The organism is Pseudomonas sp. B392_1p (assembly GCF_052245235.1).
GTDB lineage: Bacteria > Pseudomonadota > Gammaproteobacteria > Pseudomonadales > Pseudomonadaceae > Serpens > Serpens gallinarum.
The window spans coordinates 50,837-66,844 of the sequence record NZ_JBQPXM010000008.1 but is presented as its reverse complement, the minus strand read 5'-3'; the positions used below and the strand labels follow the sequence as shown (position 1 = coordinate 66,844).

The 16,008-nt window shown below is 62.1% G+C and carries 15 protein-coding genes and 2 pseudogenes; 10 read left to right on the top strand and 7 right to left on the bottom strand.

The window, feature by feature from the left end:
- Positions 1-5: 5 nt before the first annotated feature.
- From ACTV8E_RS12755 to ACTV8E_RS12745, 3 genes are all read right to left on the bottom strand, one after another.
- On the bottom strand, positions 6-866 hold the full coding sequence (locus tag ACTV8E_RS12755; protein ID WP_251834812.1) for an isocitrate lyase/PEP mutase family protein: 861 nt from the start codon (positions 864-866) through the stop codon (positions 6-8).
- Positions 867-1,148: 282 nt separating this feature from the next.
- Positions 1,149-1,406, bottom strand: a complete 258-nt coding sequence (locus ACTV8E_RS12750) for a DUF2789 domain-containing protein (RefSeq protein ID WP_251834811.1) — start codon at positions 1,404-1,406, stop codon at positions 1,149-1,151.
- 98 nt (positions 1,407-1,504) lie between these two features.
- Positions 1,505-2,407 (bottom strand): sterol desaturase family protein, encoded by a 903-nt coding sequence (locus tag ACTV8E_RS12745; RefSeq protein WP_273536570.1) that lies wholly within the window; start codon positions 2,405-2,407, stop codon positions 1,505-1,507.
- Between the two features lie 102 nt (positions 2,408-2,509).
- On the opposite strand from ACTV8E_RS12745, the gene ACTV8E_RS12740 reads away from it, so the two are divergent.
- The gene (locus tag ACTV8E_RS12740) at positions 2,510-3,481 is read left to right on the top strand and encodes an AraC family transcriptional regulator (RefSeq protein ID WP_273536569.1); all 972 of its coding nucleotides are present in this window, start codon (positions 2,510-2,512) and stop codon (positions 3,479-3,481) included.
- 21 nt (positions 3,482-3,502) lie between these two features.
- Here the strand turns inward: ACTV8E_RS12740 and amn are convergent.
- Positions 3,503-5,004, bottom strand: a pseudogene (gene amn / locus ACTV8E_RS12735) (AMP nucleosidase).
- A 235-nt stretch (positions 5,005-5,239) separates the two neighbouring features.
- Here amn and ACTV8E_RS12730 point away from each other — a divergent pair.
- Together ACTV8E_RS12730 and ACTV8E_RS12725 are read left to right on the top strand one after the other, a co-directional pair.
- Positions 5,240-5,515, top strand: a complete 276-nt coding sequence (locus tag ACTV8E_RS12730) for a type II toxin-antitoxin system Phd/YefM family antitoxin (RefSeq protein WP_443199723.1) — start codon at positions 5,240-5,242, stop codon at positions 5,513-5,515.
- Positions 5,516-5,562: 47 nt separating this feature from the next.
- A pseudogene (locus tag ACTV8E_RS12725) lies at positions 5,563-5,844 on the top strand (type II toxin-antitoxin system RelE/ParE family toxin); the annotation flags it as partial.
- Between the two features lie 142 nt (positions 5,845-5,986).
- On the opposite strand, the gene ACTV8E_RS12720 reads toward ACTV8E_RS12725, so the two are convergent.
- Both ACTV8E_RS12720 and ACTV8E_RS12715 read right to left on the bottom strand, forming a co-directional pair.
- The gene (locus ACTV8E_RS12720; protein WP_443199722.1) at positions 5,987-6,880 is read right to left on the bottom strand and encodes a hypothetical protein; all 894 of its coding nucleotides are present in this window, start codon (positions 6,878-6,880) and stop codon (positions 5,987-5,989) included.
- Positions 6,881-6,943: 63 nt separating this feature from the next.
- Positions 6,944-8,593: an acyl-CoA dehydrogenase family protein gene (locus ACTV8E_RS12715; protein ID WP_273536562.1), complete on the bottom strand. Its 1,650-nt coding sequence runs from the start codon at positions 8,591-8,593 to the stop codon at positions 6,944-6,946.
- A gap of 226 nt (positions 8,594-8,819) precedes the next feature.
- On the opposite strand from ACTV8E_RS12715, the gene ACTV8E_RS12710 reads away from it, so the two are divergent.
- The 4 genes from ACTV8E_RS12710 (at position 8,820) to ACTV8E_RS12695 (ending at position 12,343) form a co-directional block, all read left to right on the top strand.
- Entirely contained in the window at positions 8,820-9,614 is a 795-nt protein-coding gene (locus ACTV8E_RS12710; RefSeq protein WP_273536561.1) for a hydroxymethylpyrimidine/phosphomethylpyrimidine kinase, read from the top strand.
- The gene (gene thiE, locus ACTV8E_RS12705) at positions 9,614-10,252 is read left to right on the top strand and encodes a thiamine phosphate synthase (protein ID WP_443199721.1); all 639 of its coding nucleotides are present in this window, start codon (positions 9,614-9,616) and stop codon (positions 10,250-10,252) included. Before ACTV8E_RS12710 ends, thiE begins: the two co-directional genes overlap by 1 nt.
- 49 nt (positions 10,253-10,301) lie before the next feature.
- Positions 10,302-11,585 (top strand): glutamate-1-semialdehyde 2,1-aminomutase, encoded by a 1,284-nt coding sequence (hemL, locus tag ACTV8E_RS12700; protein WP_443199720.1) that lies wholly within the window; start codon positions 10,302-10,304, stop codon positions 11,583-11,585.
- Between the two features lie 215 nt (positions 11,586-11,800).
- Entirely contained in the window at positions 11,801-12,343 is a 543-nt protein-coding gene (locus ACTV8E_RS12695) for a tetratricopeptide repeat protein (RefSeq protein ID WP_251834802.1), read from the top strand.
- A gap of 69 nt (positions 12,344-12,412) precedes the next feature.
- On the opposite strand, the gene ACTV8E_RS12690 is transcribed toward ACTV8E_RS12695, so the two are convergent.
- Positions 12,413-12,739: a DUF1820 family protein gene (locus ACTV8E_RS12690; RefSeq protein ID WP_251834801.1), complete on the bottom strand. Its 327-nt coding sequence runs from the start codon at positions 12,737-12,739 to the stop codon at positions 12,413-12,415.
- Between the two features lie 175 nt (positions 12,740-12,914).
- Here ACTV8E_RS12690 and miaB point away from each other — a divergent pair, with 175 nt between their 5' ends.
- From miaB to ybeY, 3 genes are all read left to right on the top strand, one after another.
- Positions 12,915-14,243: a tRNA (N6-isopentenyl adenosine(37)-C2)-methylthiotransferase MiaB gene (gene miaB / locus ACTV8E_RS12685; RefSeq protein ID WP_443199719.1), complete on the top strand. Its 1,329-nt coding sequence runs from the start codon at positions 12,915-12,917 to the stop codon at positions 14,241-14,243.
- 277 nt (positions 14,244-14,520) lie between these two features.
- Entirely contained in the window at positions 14,521-15,546 is a 1,026-nt protein-coding gene (locus ACTV8E_RS12680; protein WP_273536549.1) for a PhoH family protein, read from the top strand.
- Entirely contained in the window at positions 15,539-15,994 is a 456-nt protein-coding gene (gene ybeY / locus ACTV8E_RS12675; protein WP_251834798.1) for an rRNA maturation RNase YbeY, read from the top strand. The genes ACTV8E_RS12680 and ybeY overlap by 8 nt, the downstream gene beginning before the upstream one ends.
- The last annotated feature ends 14 nt before the right edge of the window (positions 15,995-16,008 follow it).

Genomic DNA, 16,008 nt, shown 5'->3' with positions numbered 1-16,008 from the left:
ACTGCTCAGTCCTTGAGATGCAGAAAGTCCCGGGCCCAGGCCCGATATTGGTCAGCGTCGGAATACTTGGCGACCAGGGCCTTGGGGCCGAGCTCGCCCGTGGCGATCTGGCGCTGTTCGCGCAGACAGTCGTAGGTCGCCTTGAGCGCGGCGTAGTAGGCGGTGTGACCGTCGACCACGATGCGCACGCCGAGGCTCGCCAGGCGGTCGCTGTCGCGCAGCTTGGGGTTGCCATAGGTGATCAGCATCAACGGGCCGTCGATGTGTGGGGCGATCTGCTCCAGGTGATCGAAATCCTCGATGCCGACCAGGCAAATTCCATCGACCCCGGTGGCCTGGTAGGCCTGGGCGCGGGCGATGGTTTCTTCCAGGCCGCTGCCGGCATTGGTGCGCGCCAGGATGCTGAAGGTCGGATCGATACGCGCCTCCAGTGCCGCGCGCAACTTGCCGACGGCTTCGTCGATGCCGATCAGGTCAACGGCCTTGCCGCCGAAGCGGGCCGGCAGAATCGTGTCTTCGATGGTCAGCGCGGCGATACCGCAATGCTCCAGCTCGGTCACCGTGCGCATCACGTTGAGCGCATTGCCGTAGCCGTGGTCGGCGTCGGCGATCACTGGCAGGCTGGCGACCCGGCCAATACGGGTGGCCTGTTCGACGAATTCAGTCAGGGTAATCAACGCGATATCCGGGGCGCCCAGCACCTCAAGGGAGGCCACTGAGCCACCCAGAATGCCCGCCTCGAACCCGAGGTCACCGGCCATGCGGGCGGACATGGGATCAAAGACGGACGCGCAGTGATAACAGGCGTCCGACTTCAATAGGGCGCGAAAGGCCTCACGCAGGCGTGTGGGTGAAACTCTATGCATGTTTATTCTTCTCGTGATAAAGCAGATAAGGCTGCGGATACAAGCCAACTCGTCCTTGAGAAAAAAGGCATTGCATACAACTCTTTGAGGCATGCAAACAGCTTGCCGACACATTTACAGCGCAAGTCGCACCTCGCAGCGCGACCGGCAGCTCGCCTGCACCATAAAACACCACGAACATGACCGTTTAACCACAGGCGCACCATAACGGAGCGCCTTTGGCTGGTCTGCCGAAGCCAAAATATCGTCGCCGTCGGACTGTTGGCGCCGCATGCTGTTGGCTCAATACCCCGCCCCAGAGGGGTCCGGCTTACGCAGCGCGACGTTGAGATTGTCGACTACCACCGCCCAGTCGGCGTCATCGAGAATTTCTTCGCGCAGGAAAGCCGCCTGGGCTGGCGTCCAAAATGGCGCATCGGCGAGCAGGACGTTTTCGGGCAAGGGCGAATGCTGCTCGATGAACTGGCGAATCGAGTCGTTATCGTTGGGCAGGCCCAACTGTTCGAACAGGCTGTGGAAAGGATGCACCGACAGTTCCATGAGTACCTCCAGCGACACAGTAACGGGTCACTGGAGTATCGTCGGCAAACCGTCCAATCGCATCCCAAGCAGGCGATGCTCGAATCGGGTCGTTGGCATCACGCGTCCGTCCTGCGCACCCCAATCGGCTGCTGCGCCGCCTCACTGGCCGGCCGTTCCCACTCCGGCGGCGCCCAGAGGTGCTTGAGCCGCAGCCACAACGGTCCTGGCCGAGTCATGTCGCGCACGAGATCCACCCACTCATGCAGATTCAGCCACAGTGGGTTGAAACCCTTCGGCTGACGCGGGATGCCATATTCCGGCTTCTCGCGCTCTTCGACGAAGGTGCCGAACAGTCGGTCGAAAACAATCAGCACGCCGCCGTAATTGCGATCGATGTACTGCGGGTTGCGTCCGTGGTGGGCACGGTGATGAGACGGCGTATTGAACAGCCACTCGATCGGCCGTGGCAGCCGGCCTACAGCCTGGGTATGGATGAAATACTGGTAGGCCAGATCGACCGACAGCATGAAGAGCACCCACTCCGGGGCGAAGCCCAGCACCACCAGCGGCAGGTAAAACAGCCAGTTGCCAGAGAATCCATAGAACAGACTCTGGCGCGAAGAGGTGGTGATGTTCATCTGCTCGGAGCTGTGATGCACCACATGGGCGGCCCAGAACCAGCGGATGCGGTGGCTGGCGCGATGGAACAGGTAGTAGCACAATTCGACGCCGAGAAACAGCAGCCCGAACATCAGCGGCGTCATTTCCAGGCGCCAGGGCGTCAGGCCGTACACCGCGTGGTAAATCGGCAACACCAGTGCCACCACCAGAACAGCGTCCACCACCAGGTAAAGACTGCCCAGGCCGATGCTGGCCAGGGAGTCACTCAACCGATAGACGCCACGGTTGCGCATGGCCAACCACTCCACCGCCAGGGTGGCGACGAATAACGGCGTTAGAATCAGCAGCACGTCGCGGCGCAGATCCACCGTCGCCCACAGACTGGAAAGCATTTCCATGGTATTCCTCCGGTCAGTCCTCCATTAATGATGGCCTCTGCCCTCTAGCCAGGCTTGACCGACCCGGCTAACTTCTTGACAAAACACGCCACTCGGTACGCCATGCGAATCGCTGCCAGTTATGCTCCGCTGCTTTATGAATTCCTGACCCGCCAGGAGCTGGATGCCGAGGCCCTGCTCGGCCCGTTGACAGTCAACGAAACGGGCCTGCTGCCCATGCAGCTCTGGCAACAGCTGTTGCAGCGTGCCGATGCCGCCCTGGGTGTGCCGGCATTGGGGCTACGCATCGCTGAAGGCATCAACCCGCGCCATTTTGGTGTGGTCGGTTACGCGGCTCTGGCCTGCACCACCCTGGGTGAAGCCCTGCAACGACTGGAGCGCTATCACGCGCTGGTCTACGACGTGAACCCCGTGCAGTTGCGCCATGAAGACGACCGACTGGTGGTGGAATGGCGCATCGCCCATGGCCGTCCTGGCCAACTGGTGGACGAAACCGGCCTTGCCGCGCTGGTGCAACTGGCGCGCAACATGACCGAACAACCGCTGGCGGTGCTGGGGCTGGATTTCGTCAATCCAGCGCCCGCGGACCTCGCCCCCTACGAGAACTTTTTCGGCGGCCCCGTGCGCTTCGCGCAACCCAGCACGCGCCTGATGCTGCCCCTGGCGTACCTTGAGTTGCCCCTGCGCCAAGCCGATCCCGCTCTGCTGGCGCTGATGGATGACCAGGCCGAGCGTTTCCTGCTACAGCGGCGCAGCACCTTGGTGGAGCAGTGCCAACAGGTGCTGATTCCGCTGCTGCGCAACGGCGAGGCGAGCCTGGAACACTTGGCCAATCGCCTGCATCGCTCACCGCGCAGCCTGCAGCGTCACCTCGCCAACGAAGGCCTGAACTTTCACGTCTTGCTGGAGGAAACCCGCCGCCAGTTGGCTACGGGTTACCTGCGCGATCCGCACCTGCCGCTCGGGGAGATCGCCGCGCTGCTCGGCTACTCCGAACAAAGCGCCTTTAGCCGCGCCTTCCGTCAGTGGCAGGGGGTCAGCCCAAAAACCTGGCGCCGCCAACAGCTGCGCTGAACCAATACCAAGCGGTAGCGATCAGCGGAACGGCGGCTCGTCGAAGCTGCGCAGCTTGCGCGAGTGCAGCGAATCGAGCTGACCACGCAACAGATCCAGCGCCGCAATGCCGATCTGCAAATGCTGACTCACCGCCCGCTCGTAAAACGCATTGGCCGCGCCAGGCAGCTTGATCTCGCTGTGCAGCGGCTTGTCCGACACGCACAACAAGGTGCCGTAGGGCACCCGCAAGCGATAGCCCTGGGCGGCGATGGTGCCGCTTTCCATGTCCACCGCTACCGCGCGGGCCAGGTTGATCAGCGGACGTTCCTGCGCCCAGCGCAGCTCCCAGTTGCGGTCGTCGTAGGTCAGCACTGTGCCGGTACGCAGGCGCTTCTTCAGTGCCTCGCCCTTGTCGCCGGTAATCTCCGCCGCGGCTTCCTGCAGGGCTTGCTGCACTTCGGCCAAGGCCGGCAATGGAATGTTCGGCGGCAGCACGCGGTCGAGAATCCCGTCGCGGCGCATATAGGCGTGGGCCAACACGTAATCGCCGATGGTCTGCGACTGACGCAAGCCGCCGCAGTGGCCGATCATCAGCCAGCAATGCGGGCGCAATACGGCCAGGTGGTCGGTAATGTTCTTTGCGTTGGACGGGCCGACGCCAATATTGACCAGCGTCACGCCATGGCCATCATCGGCGATCAGGTGATAGGCCGGCATCTGGTAGCGGTGCCAGATCACCCCTTCGAGGATCGCCTGCATCTCGCCTTCCTGCATGCCCCGCTCGATCACCACGTTGCCTGGCAACACCATGCGCACGAAGCGCGTGTCGGCCAACAGCTGATCAATGCCGTGACGGATAAACTGGTCAACGTAGCGGTGATAGTTGGTCAGCAATATCCACGGCTGCACATGGCGCCAGTCACTGCCGGTGTAGTGCTGGATACGCTTGAGGGAGAAATCCACCCGCGCCGCGTCGAACAGCGCCAGCGGCATGGGATCGAGGTTTTCCCACTCGTACAAGCCATCCGCCACGCCATCGGAGGCGGCAGACAAGTCCGTACTGGGGAACACTCGCGCCAGAGCGGCGGCCGTCACCCCCGAGCCCGCCAGTTCATCGCCCTGCTCCACCACATAGGGGTAGGGAATGTTCTGCTCGCTGACGCCGACCTCGACCACCACGCTGAACTCACTCATCAATGGCCGCAGCTGATCGAGCAGATACTCGCGAAAGGCCTGGGGATGGGTAACAGTCACACTGTAGGTGCCCGGCACCTGCACCTTGGCATAGGCCCGTGTACTGGTCGGCACTTCCCCGCCCTGACAGCGGTAGGTCAGGCGCAGCGCCGGATAACGAAACAGCGCCCGCTCCTCTGCGGTGGGCAGGGTGCGTGCCTTGAGATAACGCTTGAGCGCTTGACTCAGCGACGAAGTGGCGCGCTGATGCAATGCGGCAAGGCGATTGACCGCCTCTTCAGGCGTAGCGGTGACGATGAAGTGTGCGGAGTCGGTATTCACAACAGTGGCTTCCTGGCAGTTCGCATGCGCGTATCTTGCCTGCTTTGGGTGGCGAAGGCATGACAGGGGAACAGGGTCGCATAATGGTCAACGCAGGATAGGCGAGTAAACGCCCGGTTCAGGAGCTCTGGATAGTCGATTTGCCCAACTTAGCTCAGCGTGCAGGAGTTCATGAGGTTAGCTGGACGCTCCGGCGGACAACCCCAAACGATAGCCTTTTAAGGACTATATTTAGTCTCCGCCAAAATCATGGAGACTGGCATGCGTTCCTCCAATATCAAACCCATCAGCTATCTCAAGGCCAATGCCGCCGAGGTGCTCAAGCAGCTAGCCGAGGAACAGGAGCCACTGGTCATCACGCAGAATGGTGAAGCCAAAGCGGTCCTCCAGGATGTGCACTTCTATGAGCAAACACAGGAAACGCTGGCCCTGCTGAAAGTCCTTGCACTTGGCACCCAAGAAGTGGAAGCCGGCAAACTCAGCCCATTAAATGAAGTAGAGGCTCGCCTTCTCGCCAGGAACAAGACTCGAGCATGAAGGGAAGTCGTACCAGGTGTTGGTAACCCGCTGGCGCCGAGCGGGATCTCGCTTCGATTTACGACTACATCGCTCAACAGGATTCGCCAACCAACGCGGACCACGTGCTGAGCCAGCTTCTGCAAAACATCCGCAGTCTGGCGACCCAACCGGAGCGCGGGACTCATCCCCATGAACTGGCCGAACTAGGTATTCACGATTACCGGCAGGTCTTTTACAAACCGTATCGTTTCATCTACCAGACTCTCGACCGACACGTGCCGATTTACCTGGTTGCCGATGGCCGCCGCGACATGCAGAGGCTCCTGGCCCGACGCCTCTTGGGCTAATCCCACAGAGCCCGCTCTTTTGCCTCAGGAGCAGGGTCATGTTTAGGCCAAGGCTGAAACCGCCCGGCATCCACCTGCCTGACTCCTGGGGAGCGCATCCACGATGGCAGCCCAGTGACGGTGCTACTGCGCGCCGCCCAGCTCATGCCCGCACCGAAAACCCACCCTCCACTAACGGCGCCGGCTCACTCAGGGCGTGCACCGCCGCGCCGATCTGCTCCAGGTGTTCGTCGATTTCCGCGAAGCGCTTCTGGTCGTCGCGGTCGCGCTTGCGTTGGGCGGCCTTGGCGGCGGTGACCAGAGCCTTGAGTTCGCTCAGCGCCTTGGCGAGCTGCTCGGCATCGGCGCGGCGCTGGGCATCCTGCTGGGTGCCAGATACCGGGGCGAAGGCCAGGGTGGGTTGCGGGTCGAAGACCTGCGGTTCGTCTGTCGCTTCGACCGGTGACTGCGGTTCGGCCTTCAGGCTGACCAGTTCGCTCTTGGCCTGCGCCGCAAGGACCTGGGCGGCCTGCTGTTCGGGCTCCGATTGCGCCTCGTTCATGTAAGTTTGCGAGCCGCCGTCGGCCGGTACGCCTGTCTTGCCGGTTTCGGCAGGTACGCCCGTTTCGGTGTACAAAAAGCCCTCCGCCCTGGAGGCGGCCGAACCGCCACCGCCGCCCTCTTTGAGCACATCGGCGGCCGAGGCGAGTGTTCCGGCCAGTTGCTTGAGTTCCCGCAGCAGCGCTTTGGAGCCGCCGAACAGCAGGATCAGTTGCTTAAGCATCTTGATGCGTTCGCGGATCTGCGCGACCTGTTCTCGGGCGCTGTTCTTGCGGGCTTCGTCGAAGCGCGCAGTCAGCGAATCGCCAAACGCGCGAGCCTCCTCGCCGGCTTTCTTCAAAACGGCGCCGAGGCTCTGCTGCGTAGAAGTCTTCGCCTCGACAGGCGCAGCGGTCAACGCAGTACCACGCGTCGCCACCTCACGCTCGGCTTCATCAAAGCGTCGGGCGTCAGGCAGCTTCGGCAAAACAGGGATGGAATCGAGGCGGACGATCATGGTTGCACTCCTTGCGATGTAACCGGTTATCGGCCGCCTCGGCAGGAAACTAACAAGGCGGGCCTATTCCGCGTGCGGCGCACTGCGCTCCACCAGCGCCTCCACATCCACACCACGCGGCAAGGTGCCGTACACCCGGCCATGCCCTTCCAGCCGGCTGGCGATAAAGGCGTCGGACACCGTCACGTTGCCGGCTTGCAGCAGCAGCGTTGCTTGCAGGGCAATAGCCGTGTCCTCGGTGAGTTGGCGGGCGCGGAACTGGATATCGGCGGTGTCCAAGAAACCGGCCTTGAGGCGCTCGATATGCGCCTTGAGGCGCACGTCACCATGGCTGTCGCCGAGTTCGTGGAACAGCGCATCGAGCACCCCGGGCTCCTTGGACAGGGCGCGCAGCACGTCCAGGCACTGCACGTTACCGGAGCCTTCCCAGATGGAGTTGACCGGCGCCTCGCGGTACAGGCGCGGCAGGATGGTTTCTTCCACGTAGCCGGCGCCGCCCAGGCATTCGCTGGCTTCGTAGATCATTTCCGGGGCGCGCTTGCAGATCCAGTATTTGCCGATGGCAGTAACCAGGCGAGCGAATTTCGCCTCGTGCGCATCCCGGGGATGGTCGAGCGCGCGGCCCATGCGCATCGTCAGGGCCAGCGCGGCTTCGCTTTCAAGTGCGAGGTCAGCAAGCACGTTCTGCATCAGCGGCTGGTCGATCAGCAACTTGCCACCGACCTTGCGGTGCGCGCAGTGGTGCGTGGCCTGGGTCAGCGCCTGGCGCATCAACGCGCTGGAGCCGACCATGCAGTCGAACCGGGTCATGGCGACCATTTCGATGATGGTTGGCACGCCGCGGCCTTCCTCGCCGAGCATCCAGGCCAGGGCGCCGCGATACTCGACTTCGCTCGAGGCGTTGGCCCAGTTGCCGAGCTTGTTCTTCAAGCGCTGGATATAGAACTGATTGCGTGTGCCGTCCGGGCGATGGCGCGGCAACAGGAAGCAACTGAGGCCCTTGTCGGTCTGCGCCAGGGTAAGGAAGGCATCGCACATCGGTGCCGAACAGAACCACTTGTGGCCGACCAGCTCGTAGGCCTGCCCCGGCCCGGAAGCGCCAACCGGATAGGCGCGCGTGGTGTTGGCGCGCACGTCGGTGCCGCCCTGCTTCTCGGTCATGGCCATGCCGATGGTCACCCCGGCCTTCTGCTCCATCGGCACGTTGCGCGGGTCGTAGGTGGTGGCGAGGATTTTCGGCAGCCACTGCTCGGCGATATCCGGCTGTATTTTCAGCGCCGGCACGCTGGCGAAGGTCATGGTCAGCGGGCAGCCACTGGCCGCTTCAACCTGACTGTGCAGGTAGGTCAGACCGGCACGCACCACATGGGCGCCATCGCGGGGATCGGTCCAGGGCAGCGATGGCAGGCCATGTTCAATGGCGGTTTGCATCAGTTGGTGATACGCCGGATGGAAATCCACCTGATCGATGCGGTGGCCGTAGCGGTCGTGGGTGCGCAGCTCCGGCTTGTGTTCGTTGGCCAAAAACCCTGCCGCCATCAACGGGCCGCCGGCCAGGGCGCCGTAGGCATTCAGCCGCGTCTCGCCCCAGCTGCCGTGGTAACGGCGAATCCACTCCTGCAGGGGCAGGTCGAGACGATAGAGGTTGGCGCCGTCCATCGGCGGCACCTGGTTGAACACCTCATGGGTTTCGGCATAGTGATGCGGATTCATCGCGGGCTCCTGTGGCAAGGCGATCAGCAATGCACCTGAGTGAAGCATGGCTGATCAGCCGGCCGGGAGCGGGAAAGCGGACAAAAGCGAGGGCAGATGGGACGTGAAGCGGGCTGCAACGCGAAGATCCTGCAAGCTGAACAGCACTCCTTACCCTCCCCATCAGTCTGACGAGCCAGCCGTGGCGTAGAGCCTGTCGCGGCGAAAAATGCTAAGCTCGCGCGCCATGAACAGACATAACTCTCGCCCCGTCGTCCTCTGTCTTTCCGGCCACGATCCCAGTGGTGGTGCCGGTCTGCAGGCGGACATCGAAGCCCTGATTGCCCAGGGTTGCCACGCTGCACCGACCGTCACCGCGCTGACGGTGCAGGATACCGTCGACGTTACCGATTTCCGCGTACTCGACCGCGAGTGGGTGCTCGCCCAGGCCCATGCGGTAATCGCCGACCTGCCGATTTCGGCCGTCAAGCTGGGCATGCTCGGCTCGGTGGAGATGGTCGAAACCGTGCTGGAAATCATGCAAAAACTACCTGGCGTGCCGCTGGTCTGCGACCCGGTGCTGCGCGCCGGGGGCGGCGGTACGTTGGGCAAGGATGAAGTCGGCTACGCCATGCGCGAACGACTGTTCCCGGTCGCGACCATTGCCACGCCAAACCTGCCGGAAGCACAGATCCTCGCCGAACTGCCCAACGGCACGGCCGACGAATGTGCCGAAAAATTGTTGCCTTACGTTCACAACTTGCTGATCACTGGCGGCCATGGCGATGAAGAAGAAGTCGTCAACCGCCTGTATTGCCGCGACGGCAGCCAACACAGCTTCAGCTGCGCGCGCTTGCCGGGCAGCTATCACGGCTCCGGCTGTACGCTGGCCAGCGCCCTCTCGGGTCGCCTGGCGCTGGGTGAAAACATGGTCAGCGCGGTAAAAACCGCTCTGGATTACACCTGGCGCTGCCTGCGCGACGCTGAAGCGCCCGGCCATGGCCAATACATTCCTCGTCGCCTGCCGCTGGATGCCCAGTAATGGAGGGCACGATGACACGCGGTCTCTATGCCATCACCGACAGCACGCTGCTCGCCGATGGACGCCTGCTGACCTACGTCGAAGCCGCCCTTGAAGGCGGCGCCAGGCTGTTGCAGTACCGCGAGAAATCACGCGACCAGGCGCGGCGCTTCGATGAAGCCAGCGCCTTGCTGGAGCTGTGCCGTCGCTACGGCGCCGAACTCATCATCAACGATGACCTGTCGCTGGCCGAACGCCTGGGCGTCGGTCTGCACCTGGGCCAGGAAGACGGCTCGCTGAGCGCGGCGCGCGCCCGCCTCGGTGCCGGCCTGCACCTGGGCTCCAGCTGCCATGCCAGCCTTGAACTGGCGGAGCAGGCCCTTACAGCAGGTGCCAGCCATATTGCGTTCGGCCGCTTCTTCACGTCGATGACCAAGCCCGGCGAGGTCACAGCCACCCTCGAGCTGCTGCAGCAGGCACGCGAGCGTTTCGACGCGCCGATCGTGGCCATCGGTGGCATTACTCTGGCCACCGCACCCTTGCTGATTGAGCACGGCACCGACTGGCTGGCGGTGATCAATGCCTTGTTCAGCGCCGATTCGGCCATTGAAGTCGAACGCCGCGCCCGTGCGTTTTCCGCTTTGTTTGCGACCCCCTGATCCTGAGCCGGCAGACGATAATGTCCGCCGGCCCTTTACGAGGCCCCTCATGTCCCGTTCCGAAATTCTCTTCAGCAACGCCCAGAAACACATCCCCGGCGGCGTCAACTCGCCGGTGCGCGCCTTCAAGAGCGTCGGCGGCGCGCCGCTGTTCATCAAGCACGCCGAAGGCGCCTATGTGATCGATGAAGACGACAAGCGCTACGTCGACTACGTCGGCTCCTGGGGCCCGATGATTCTCGGCCACGGCCATCCGGATGTGCTCGATGCGGTACGTCGTCAGCTGGACCATGGCCTGTCCTTCGGCGCACCGACCGCCATGGAAACCGAGATGGCCGAGCTGGTGTGCTCCATCGTGCCGTCCATGGACATGGTGCGCATGGTCAGCTCCGGCACCGAGGCGACCATGAGCGCCATCCGCCTGGCCCGTGGCTATACCGGGCGTGACACCATCATCAAGTTCGAAGGCTGCTACCACGGCCATTCCGACAGCCTGCTGGTGAAAGCCGGCTCCGGCGCGCTGACCTTCGGCGTGCCCAGCTCCCCAGGCGTGCCGGCGGCCTTTGCCCAGCACACGCTGACCCTGCCCTACAACGACATCGAAGCCGTGCGCGAAACCCTTGCCAAGGTCGGCAAGGACATCGCCTGCATCATCGTCGAGCCGGTGGCCGGCAATATGAACTGCGTACCGCCGGTACCGGGCTTTCTCGAAGGCCTGCGCGAGCTATGCACCGAGCATGGCGTGGTGTTGATCTTTGACGAAGTGATGACGGGCTTTCGCGTCGCGCTCGGTGGCGCCCAGGCGCATTACGGCGTGACGCCGGACCTGTCCACCTTCGGCAAGATCGTCGGCGGTGGCATGCCGGTCGGCGCGTTCGGCGGCAAGCGCGAAATCATGGAATGCATTTCGCCGCTCGGCCCCGTTTATCAAGCTGGCACCCTGTCCGGCAACCCGCTGGCCATGGCTGCCGGCCTGACCACGCTCAAGCTGATCAGCCGTCCGGGCTTTCATGCCGAACTGACCGACTACACCAGCCGCCTGCTGCAAGGTCTGCAAGACCGCGCCGATGCCGCCACTATCCCCTTCGTGACCACCCAGGCGGGCGGCATGTTCGGCCTGTATTTCAGCGGCGCCGACGCGATCCAGACCTTTGGCGACGTAATGGCCTGCGATGTGGAACGTTTCAATCGCTTCTTCCATCTGATGCTCGATGGCGGCGTCTACCTGGCGCCGAGCGCCTACGAGGCAGGCTTCACGTCGATCGTGCATGGCGAAGCGGAATTGAAAATCACGCTGGATGCTGCAGAAAAAGCGTTTGCGCAGTTGAAATAAGCGCCTTCGCCGCCGAGGCGCCCTGTTTGCACGGCACGCAGGGTACCCTTCGGCGACACGCACCTCTCAGGGATGGAAGAAATTGCGTCTGGTCATGGCTTTTTTTGCCGTACGTGTCCAGGCATGGGGCGAAAGGCTTTGTCACCCGTGGTCCGCTTATCCATAATGTGCCGGTCGTCGGAACCCGCCCTGATCCTTGAGGCGCCTTGATTGCAATGATTCGCACCCGATCCATCCTGAGCCTGTGTTGCCTGCTGCTGTCGCTGCAGGTATTTGCCAGCGGCAATTCATTGCTGATCCCGGCGACTGGACGCTGCGTGTTGAATGTCCCCGCGGAAGACCTCAGCGAAGCCCTGAATACCTGCCAGGCACTGGCCGTAGCAGGTGACGACCAGGCGCAGTTCGAACTGGGCGAATACTTCTACACAGGCCAATACACCCAGCAGGATCTGCAACAAGCCCTGCATTGGTACGAGCAGGCGTCCTTGGCAGGGCATGCCGAGGCGCAACGCCGGTTGGGCACCATGTTCTTCAAGGGCGAAGGCGTGCCGGCCAGTAATATCCAGGCGTTCATCGTGCTGAAGATGTCGGCGGTCAACGGCTCGGAAGAGGCGCTGGACGGCGCTGACCTGGTCGCCGAACAGATGACCAAGGAAGAACTGGCAGTCGCCACGCAGATACTCGGACACATCTTCCGTAACTACCTGCTGGAACTGCAGACGCTCGACGGCGACTCGCCCTTCGCTCCCCTGCCCTGAGCGACAGTCCCGTCAGGCGACGGGCTTTTCTCTATTTATCTAAGAATCGTGCGACAACGCTGGCGCGCGTTACTTATCCGTCATCGGCATGGGAAATGGCATGACATTGCTGGTGCCCTTGGCTTCGCTGATCTTCGGCGTACCAATACGCTCAACCTCATCAATGCGCACGATGGCGTGCATGGGTACGAAGCTGCGCACCACACCGTCAAACTGAGCCTTGAGTTTTTCCTCACTGGGATCGACGACCATCTGCGTGCGCTCGCCGAAGACGAATTCCTCGATTTCCAGGAACCCCCAGAGCTCACTCTGGAAAATCTGCTTGGCGTACATCTCGTACACCTGACCCTGGTTGAGAAAGATCACCTTGAAGATGGGTGTGTCATGTTTGCTCATGGCGATGCGGCTACTGAAGGCTGTTAAGGCGGGCGGCGGAGGATACCACAAGCAGCCCACGACCGGAGGCACACCTGCCGTGCGCAACCCTGCCGCTTGCCTACAAACCTACCCCCTGGACCAGCACTCCCCTATAATCCGCAGTCCTTTCGAACACCCCGATGCGCAGACACTCATGGCCAAGAAGCTTTATATCGAAACCCACGGTTGCCAGATGAACGAGTACGACAGCTCGCGCATGGTGGACCTGCTGGGCGAACACCAGGCCCTGGAAATCACCAGCAAGGCTGAAGATGCCGACGTGATACTGCTCAATACCTGCTCGATTCGCGAAAAAGCCCAGGACAAAGTGTTCTCGCAATTGGGCCGCTGGCGCGAACTGAAACTGGAAAACCCCGACCTGGTGATCGGTGTGGGCGGCTGTGTGGCCAGCCAGGAAGGTGCGGCGATTCGCGATCGCGCCCCCTATGTCGATGTGGTGTTCGGCCCGCAAACCCTGCACCGCCTGCCGGAAATGATTGATGCTGCGCGCACCACCAAGACTGCCCAGGTGGATATTTCCTTCCCGGAAATCGAGAAGTTCGACCGCCTGCCCGAGCCGCGCGTCGATGGCCCCAGCGCCTTTGTCTCGGTGATGGAAGGCTGCAGCAAGTACTGCACCTTCTGTGTAGTGCCTTATACCCGTGGCGAGGAAGTCAGTCGCCCGGTGGAAGATGTCCTGGCGGAAATTATTCACCTGACTGAAAGCGGCGTGAAAGAAGTCACCCTGCTCGGCCAGAACGTCAATGGCTACCGCGGCACCAACCCGGACGGCAGCCTGTGCGACTTCGCCGACCTGCTGTACCTGGTGGCTGCCCTCGATGGCATCGAACGCATCCGCTACACCACCAGCCACCCGCTAGAATTCTCCGACGCGCTGATCCAGGCCCACGCCGAGATTCCCGAACTGGTGAAGTTCGTCCATTTGCCCGTGCAATCCGGCGCCGACCGTGTATTGGCGGCGATGAAGCGCAACCACACCGCATTGGAATACAAGTCGCGCATCCGCAAGCTGCGTGCGGCGGTGCCGGACATTTGCATCAGCTCGGACTTTATCGTTGGCTTCCCTGGCGAAACGGAAAAGGACTTCGAGCAGACCATGAAGCTCATCGACAATGTCGGCTTCGACTTCTCCTACTCGTTCATTTACAGCTCGCGCCCCGGTACGCCGGCTGCCGAAATGGCTGATGACACGCCCGATGAAGTGAAAAAGCAGCGCCTGTCGATTCTGCAAACCCGCATCAGCCAGCAAGGGTTTGAAATCAGCCGGCGCATGGTCGGCAGCACCCAGCGCATCCTGGTCAGCGATTACTCGAAAAAAGACCCGGGCATGTTGCAGGGGCGCACCGAGAACAACCGCATCGTCAACTTCCGCTGCGACAACCCCCGCCTGATCGGACATTTCGTCAATGTGCACATCGACGACGCTCTGCCGCACTCGCTGCGTGGCTCCTTAATCGACTGAGCAAGGTACGCGGCGTAAGACGGCGTCGCTTGTTACACGCGCACAGGTTGGATGTCCGCGAGCTGAACGAGCACCCCGCCAGCAGCGCATGGCGGGGTGCTCGAATAACGCCCTATTCCAACCCGCATGCTGCAACGGGCGAGAAGAGCTTCGCTGGCCTTGCCGTGCAGCAGCCTGTACACCATTCGACCTAAAGCTGCTTGCTTCACGCTTCCCGCATCTTGCTGTCAGCGCTATTCTTCAATCTCCACCATGAAACCGGTTACTGACAAAGCCCTTGAACGCCCCCACAGATTTACACCGTTTTACCCTCGAGCCCTTCGAGGCACGCCGCTTCGCTAATCTCTGCGGGCAATTTGATGAGCACCTGCGCATGATCGAGCAGCGCCTGGCCATTGAAATTCGCAACCGCGGCAATCAATTCGAACTGATCGGCGACTCGCAACAGGCCCACAACGCAGAAAATCTCCTGCGCCGCCTGTATCGCGAAACCAAAAACGACGAACTGTCCCCAGAAACCGTGCACCTGTACCTGCAGGAATCCGCCATGGAAGCCCTGGAGCAGGGCAAGGCCGACAGCCGTCTGGCCCTGCGCACCAAGAAGGGCCTGATTCGCCCGCGCGGCGCCAACCAGCAGCGCTACGTCCAGGCGATCCTCGACAATGACATCAACTTCGGCATTGGCCCGGCCGGCACCGGCAAGACCTACCTGGCGGTCGCCGCCGCGGTTGACGCCCTGGAGCGCGAACAGGTACGGCGCATCCTGCTGGTGCGCCCAGCGGTGGAAGCCGGCGAAAAACTCGGCTTCCTGCCCGGTGACCTGGCGCAGAAGATCGACCCTTATTTACGCCCGCTGTACGACGCGCTGTATGAAATGTTCGGCTTCGAGCACGTGGCGCGGCTGATCGAAAAACAGGTGATTGAAATCGCACCGCTGGCCTACATGCGCGGGCGCACCCTGAACAACAGCTTCATCATTCTCGACGAGAGCCAGAACACCACGCTGGAACAGATGAAAATGTTCCTGACGCGCATCGGCTTCGGTTCCACCGCAGTGATCACCGGCGACATCACCCAGGTCGACTTGCCGCGCGGCACCAAATCCGGCCTGGCCCATGTCATCAAGGTGTTGGAGGACGTGCCCGGCATCAGCTTCACCCACTTCCAGCCCAAGGACGTGGTACGCCACCCGCTGGTGCAGCGCATCGTCGAAGCCTACGAGCGCTTCGAGGATCAGCAAGCCATAACGCGAACGCCCCGCTCGGCGGACAACGATCCGGGAGCGCGAGCCGACGATGCTTGAGCTTGATCTGCAACTGGCCACCACTGGCAACCATCCCAGCGAAGACGACTTTCGCCGCTGGTGCGAACTGGCTCTGCGCCAGCGCACAGCGGACTCCGAACTGACCATTCGCCTGGTCGACGAGCCGGAAGGCCGTGAGCTGAACCACAGGTGGCGACACAAGGATTACGCCACCAATGTGTTGTCTTTTCCAGCGGACATTCCCGAAGGTCTGCTGGATATTCCACTGCTGGGCGACCTGGTGATCTGCGTGCCGGTGGTCGAGCGTGAAGCGACCGAACAGGGCAAAGCCCTGCAGGCCCATTGGGCCCATTTGGTCATCCATGGTTGCCTGCATCTGCTTGGCTACGATCATCTCGAGGATGACGAAGCCGAAGAAATGGAAGCCCTGGAACGAGAGCTGCTTGGCGAACTGGGGCATCCCGACCCCTACGCCGGCGATGAATGACTGAGCAAGGAAAT

Bases quoted from the DNA above. Each gene is read 5' to 3' on its own strand.
- ACTV8E_RS12710 (WP_273536561.1), top strand. From the start codon at position 8,820: ATGAACAGACATAACTCTCGCCCCGTCGTCCTCTGTCTTTCCGGCCAC.
- ACTV8E_RS12750 (WP_251834811.1), bottom strand. From the start codon at position 1,406: ATGGAACTGTCGGTGCATCCTTTCCACAGCCTGTTCGAACAGTTGGGC.
- ACTV8E_RS12690 (WP_251834801.1), bottom strand. From the start codon at position 12,739: ATGAGCAAACATGACACACCCATCTTCAAGGTGATCTTTCTCAACCAG.
- ACTV8E_RS12740 (WP_273536569.1), top strand. From the start codon at position 2,510: ATGCGAATCGCTGCCAGTTATGCTCCGCTGCTTTATGAATTCCTGACC.
- ACTV8E_RS12720 (WP_443199722.1), bottom strand. From the start codon at position 6,880: ATGATCGTCCGCCTCGATTCCATCCCTGTTTTGCCGAAGCTGCCTGAC.
- ACTV8E_RS12695 (WP_251834802.1), top strand. From the start codon at position 11,801: ATGATTCGCACCCGATCCATCCTGAGCCTGTGTTGCCTGCTGCTGTCG.
- thiE (WP_443199721.1), top strand. From the start codon at position 9,614: ATGGAGGGCACGATGACACGCGGTCTCTATGCCATCACCGACAGCACG.
- ybeY (WP_251834798.1), top strand. From the start codon at position 15,539: ATGCTTGAGCTTGATCTGCAACTGGCCACCACTGGCAACCATCCCAGC.
- hemL (WP_443199720.1), top strand. From the start codon at position 10,302: ATGTCCCGTTCCGAAATTCTCTTCAGCAACGCCCAGAAACACATCCCC.
- ACTV8E_RS12745 (WP_273536570.1), bottom strand. From the start codon at position 2,407: ATGGAAATGCTTTCCAGTCTGTGGGCGACGGTGGATCTGCGCCGCGAC.
- ACTV8E_RS12715 (WP_273536562.1), bottom strand. From the start codon at position 8,593: ATGAATCCGCATCACTATGCCGAAACCCATGAGGTGTTCAACCAGGTG.
- ACTV8E_RS12730 (WP_443199723.1), top strand. From the start codon at position 5,240: ATGCGTTCCTCCAATATCAAACCCATCAGCTATCTCAAGGCCAATGCC.
- miaB (WP_443199719.1), top strand. From the start codon at position 12,915: ATGGCCAAGAAGCTTTATATCGAAACCCACGGTTGCCAGATGAACGAG.
- ACTV8E_RS12755 (WP_251834812.1), bottom strand. From the start codon at position 866: ATGCATAGAGTTTCACCCACACGCCTGCGTGAGGCCTTTCGCGCCCTA.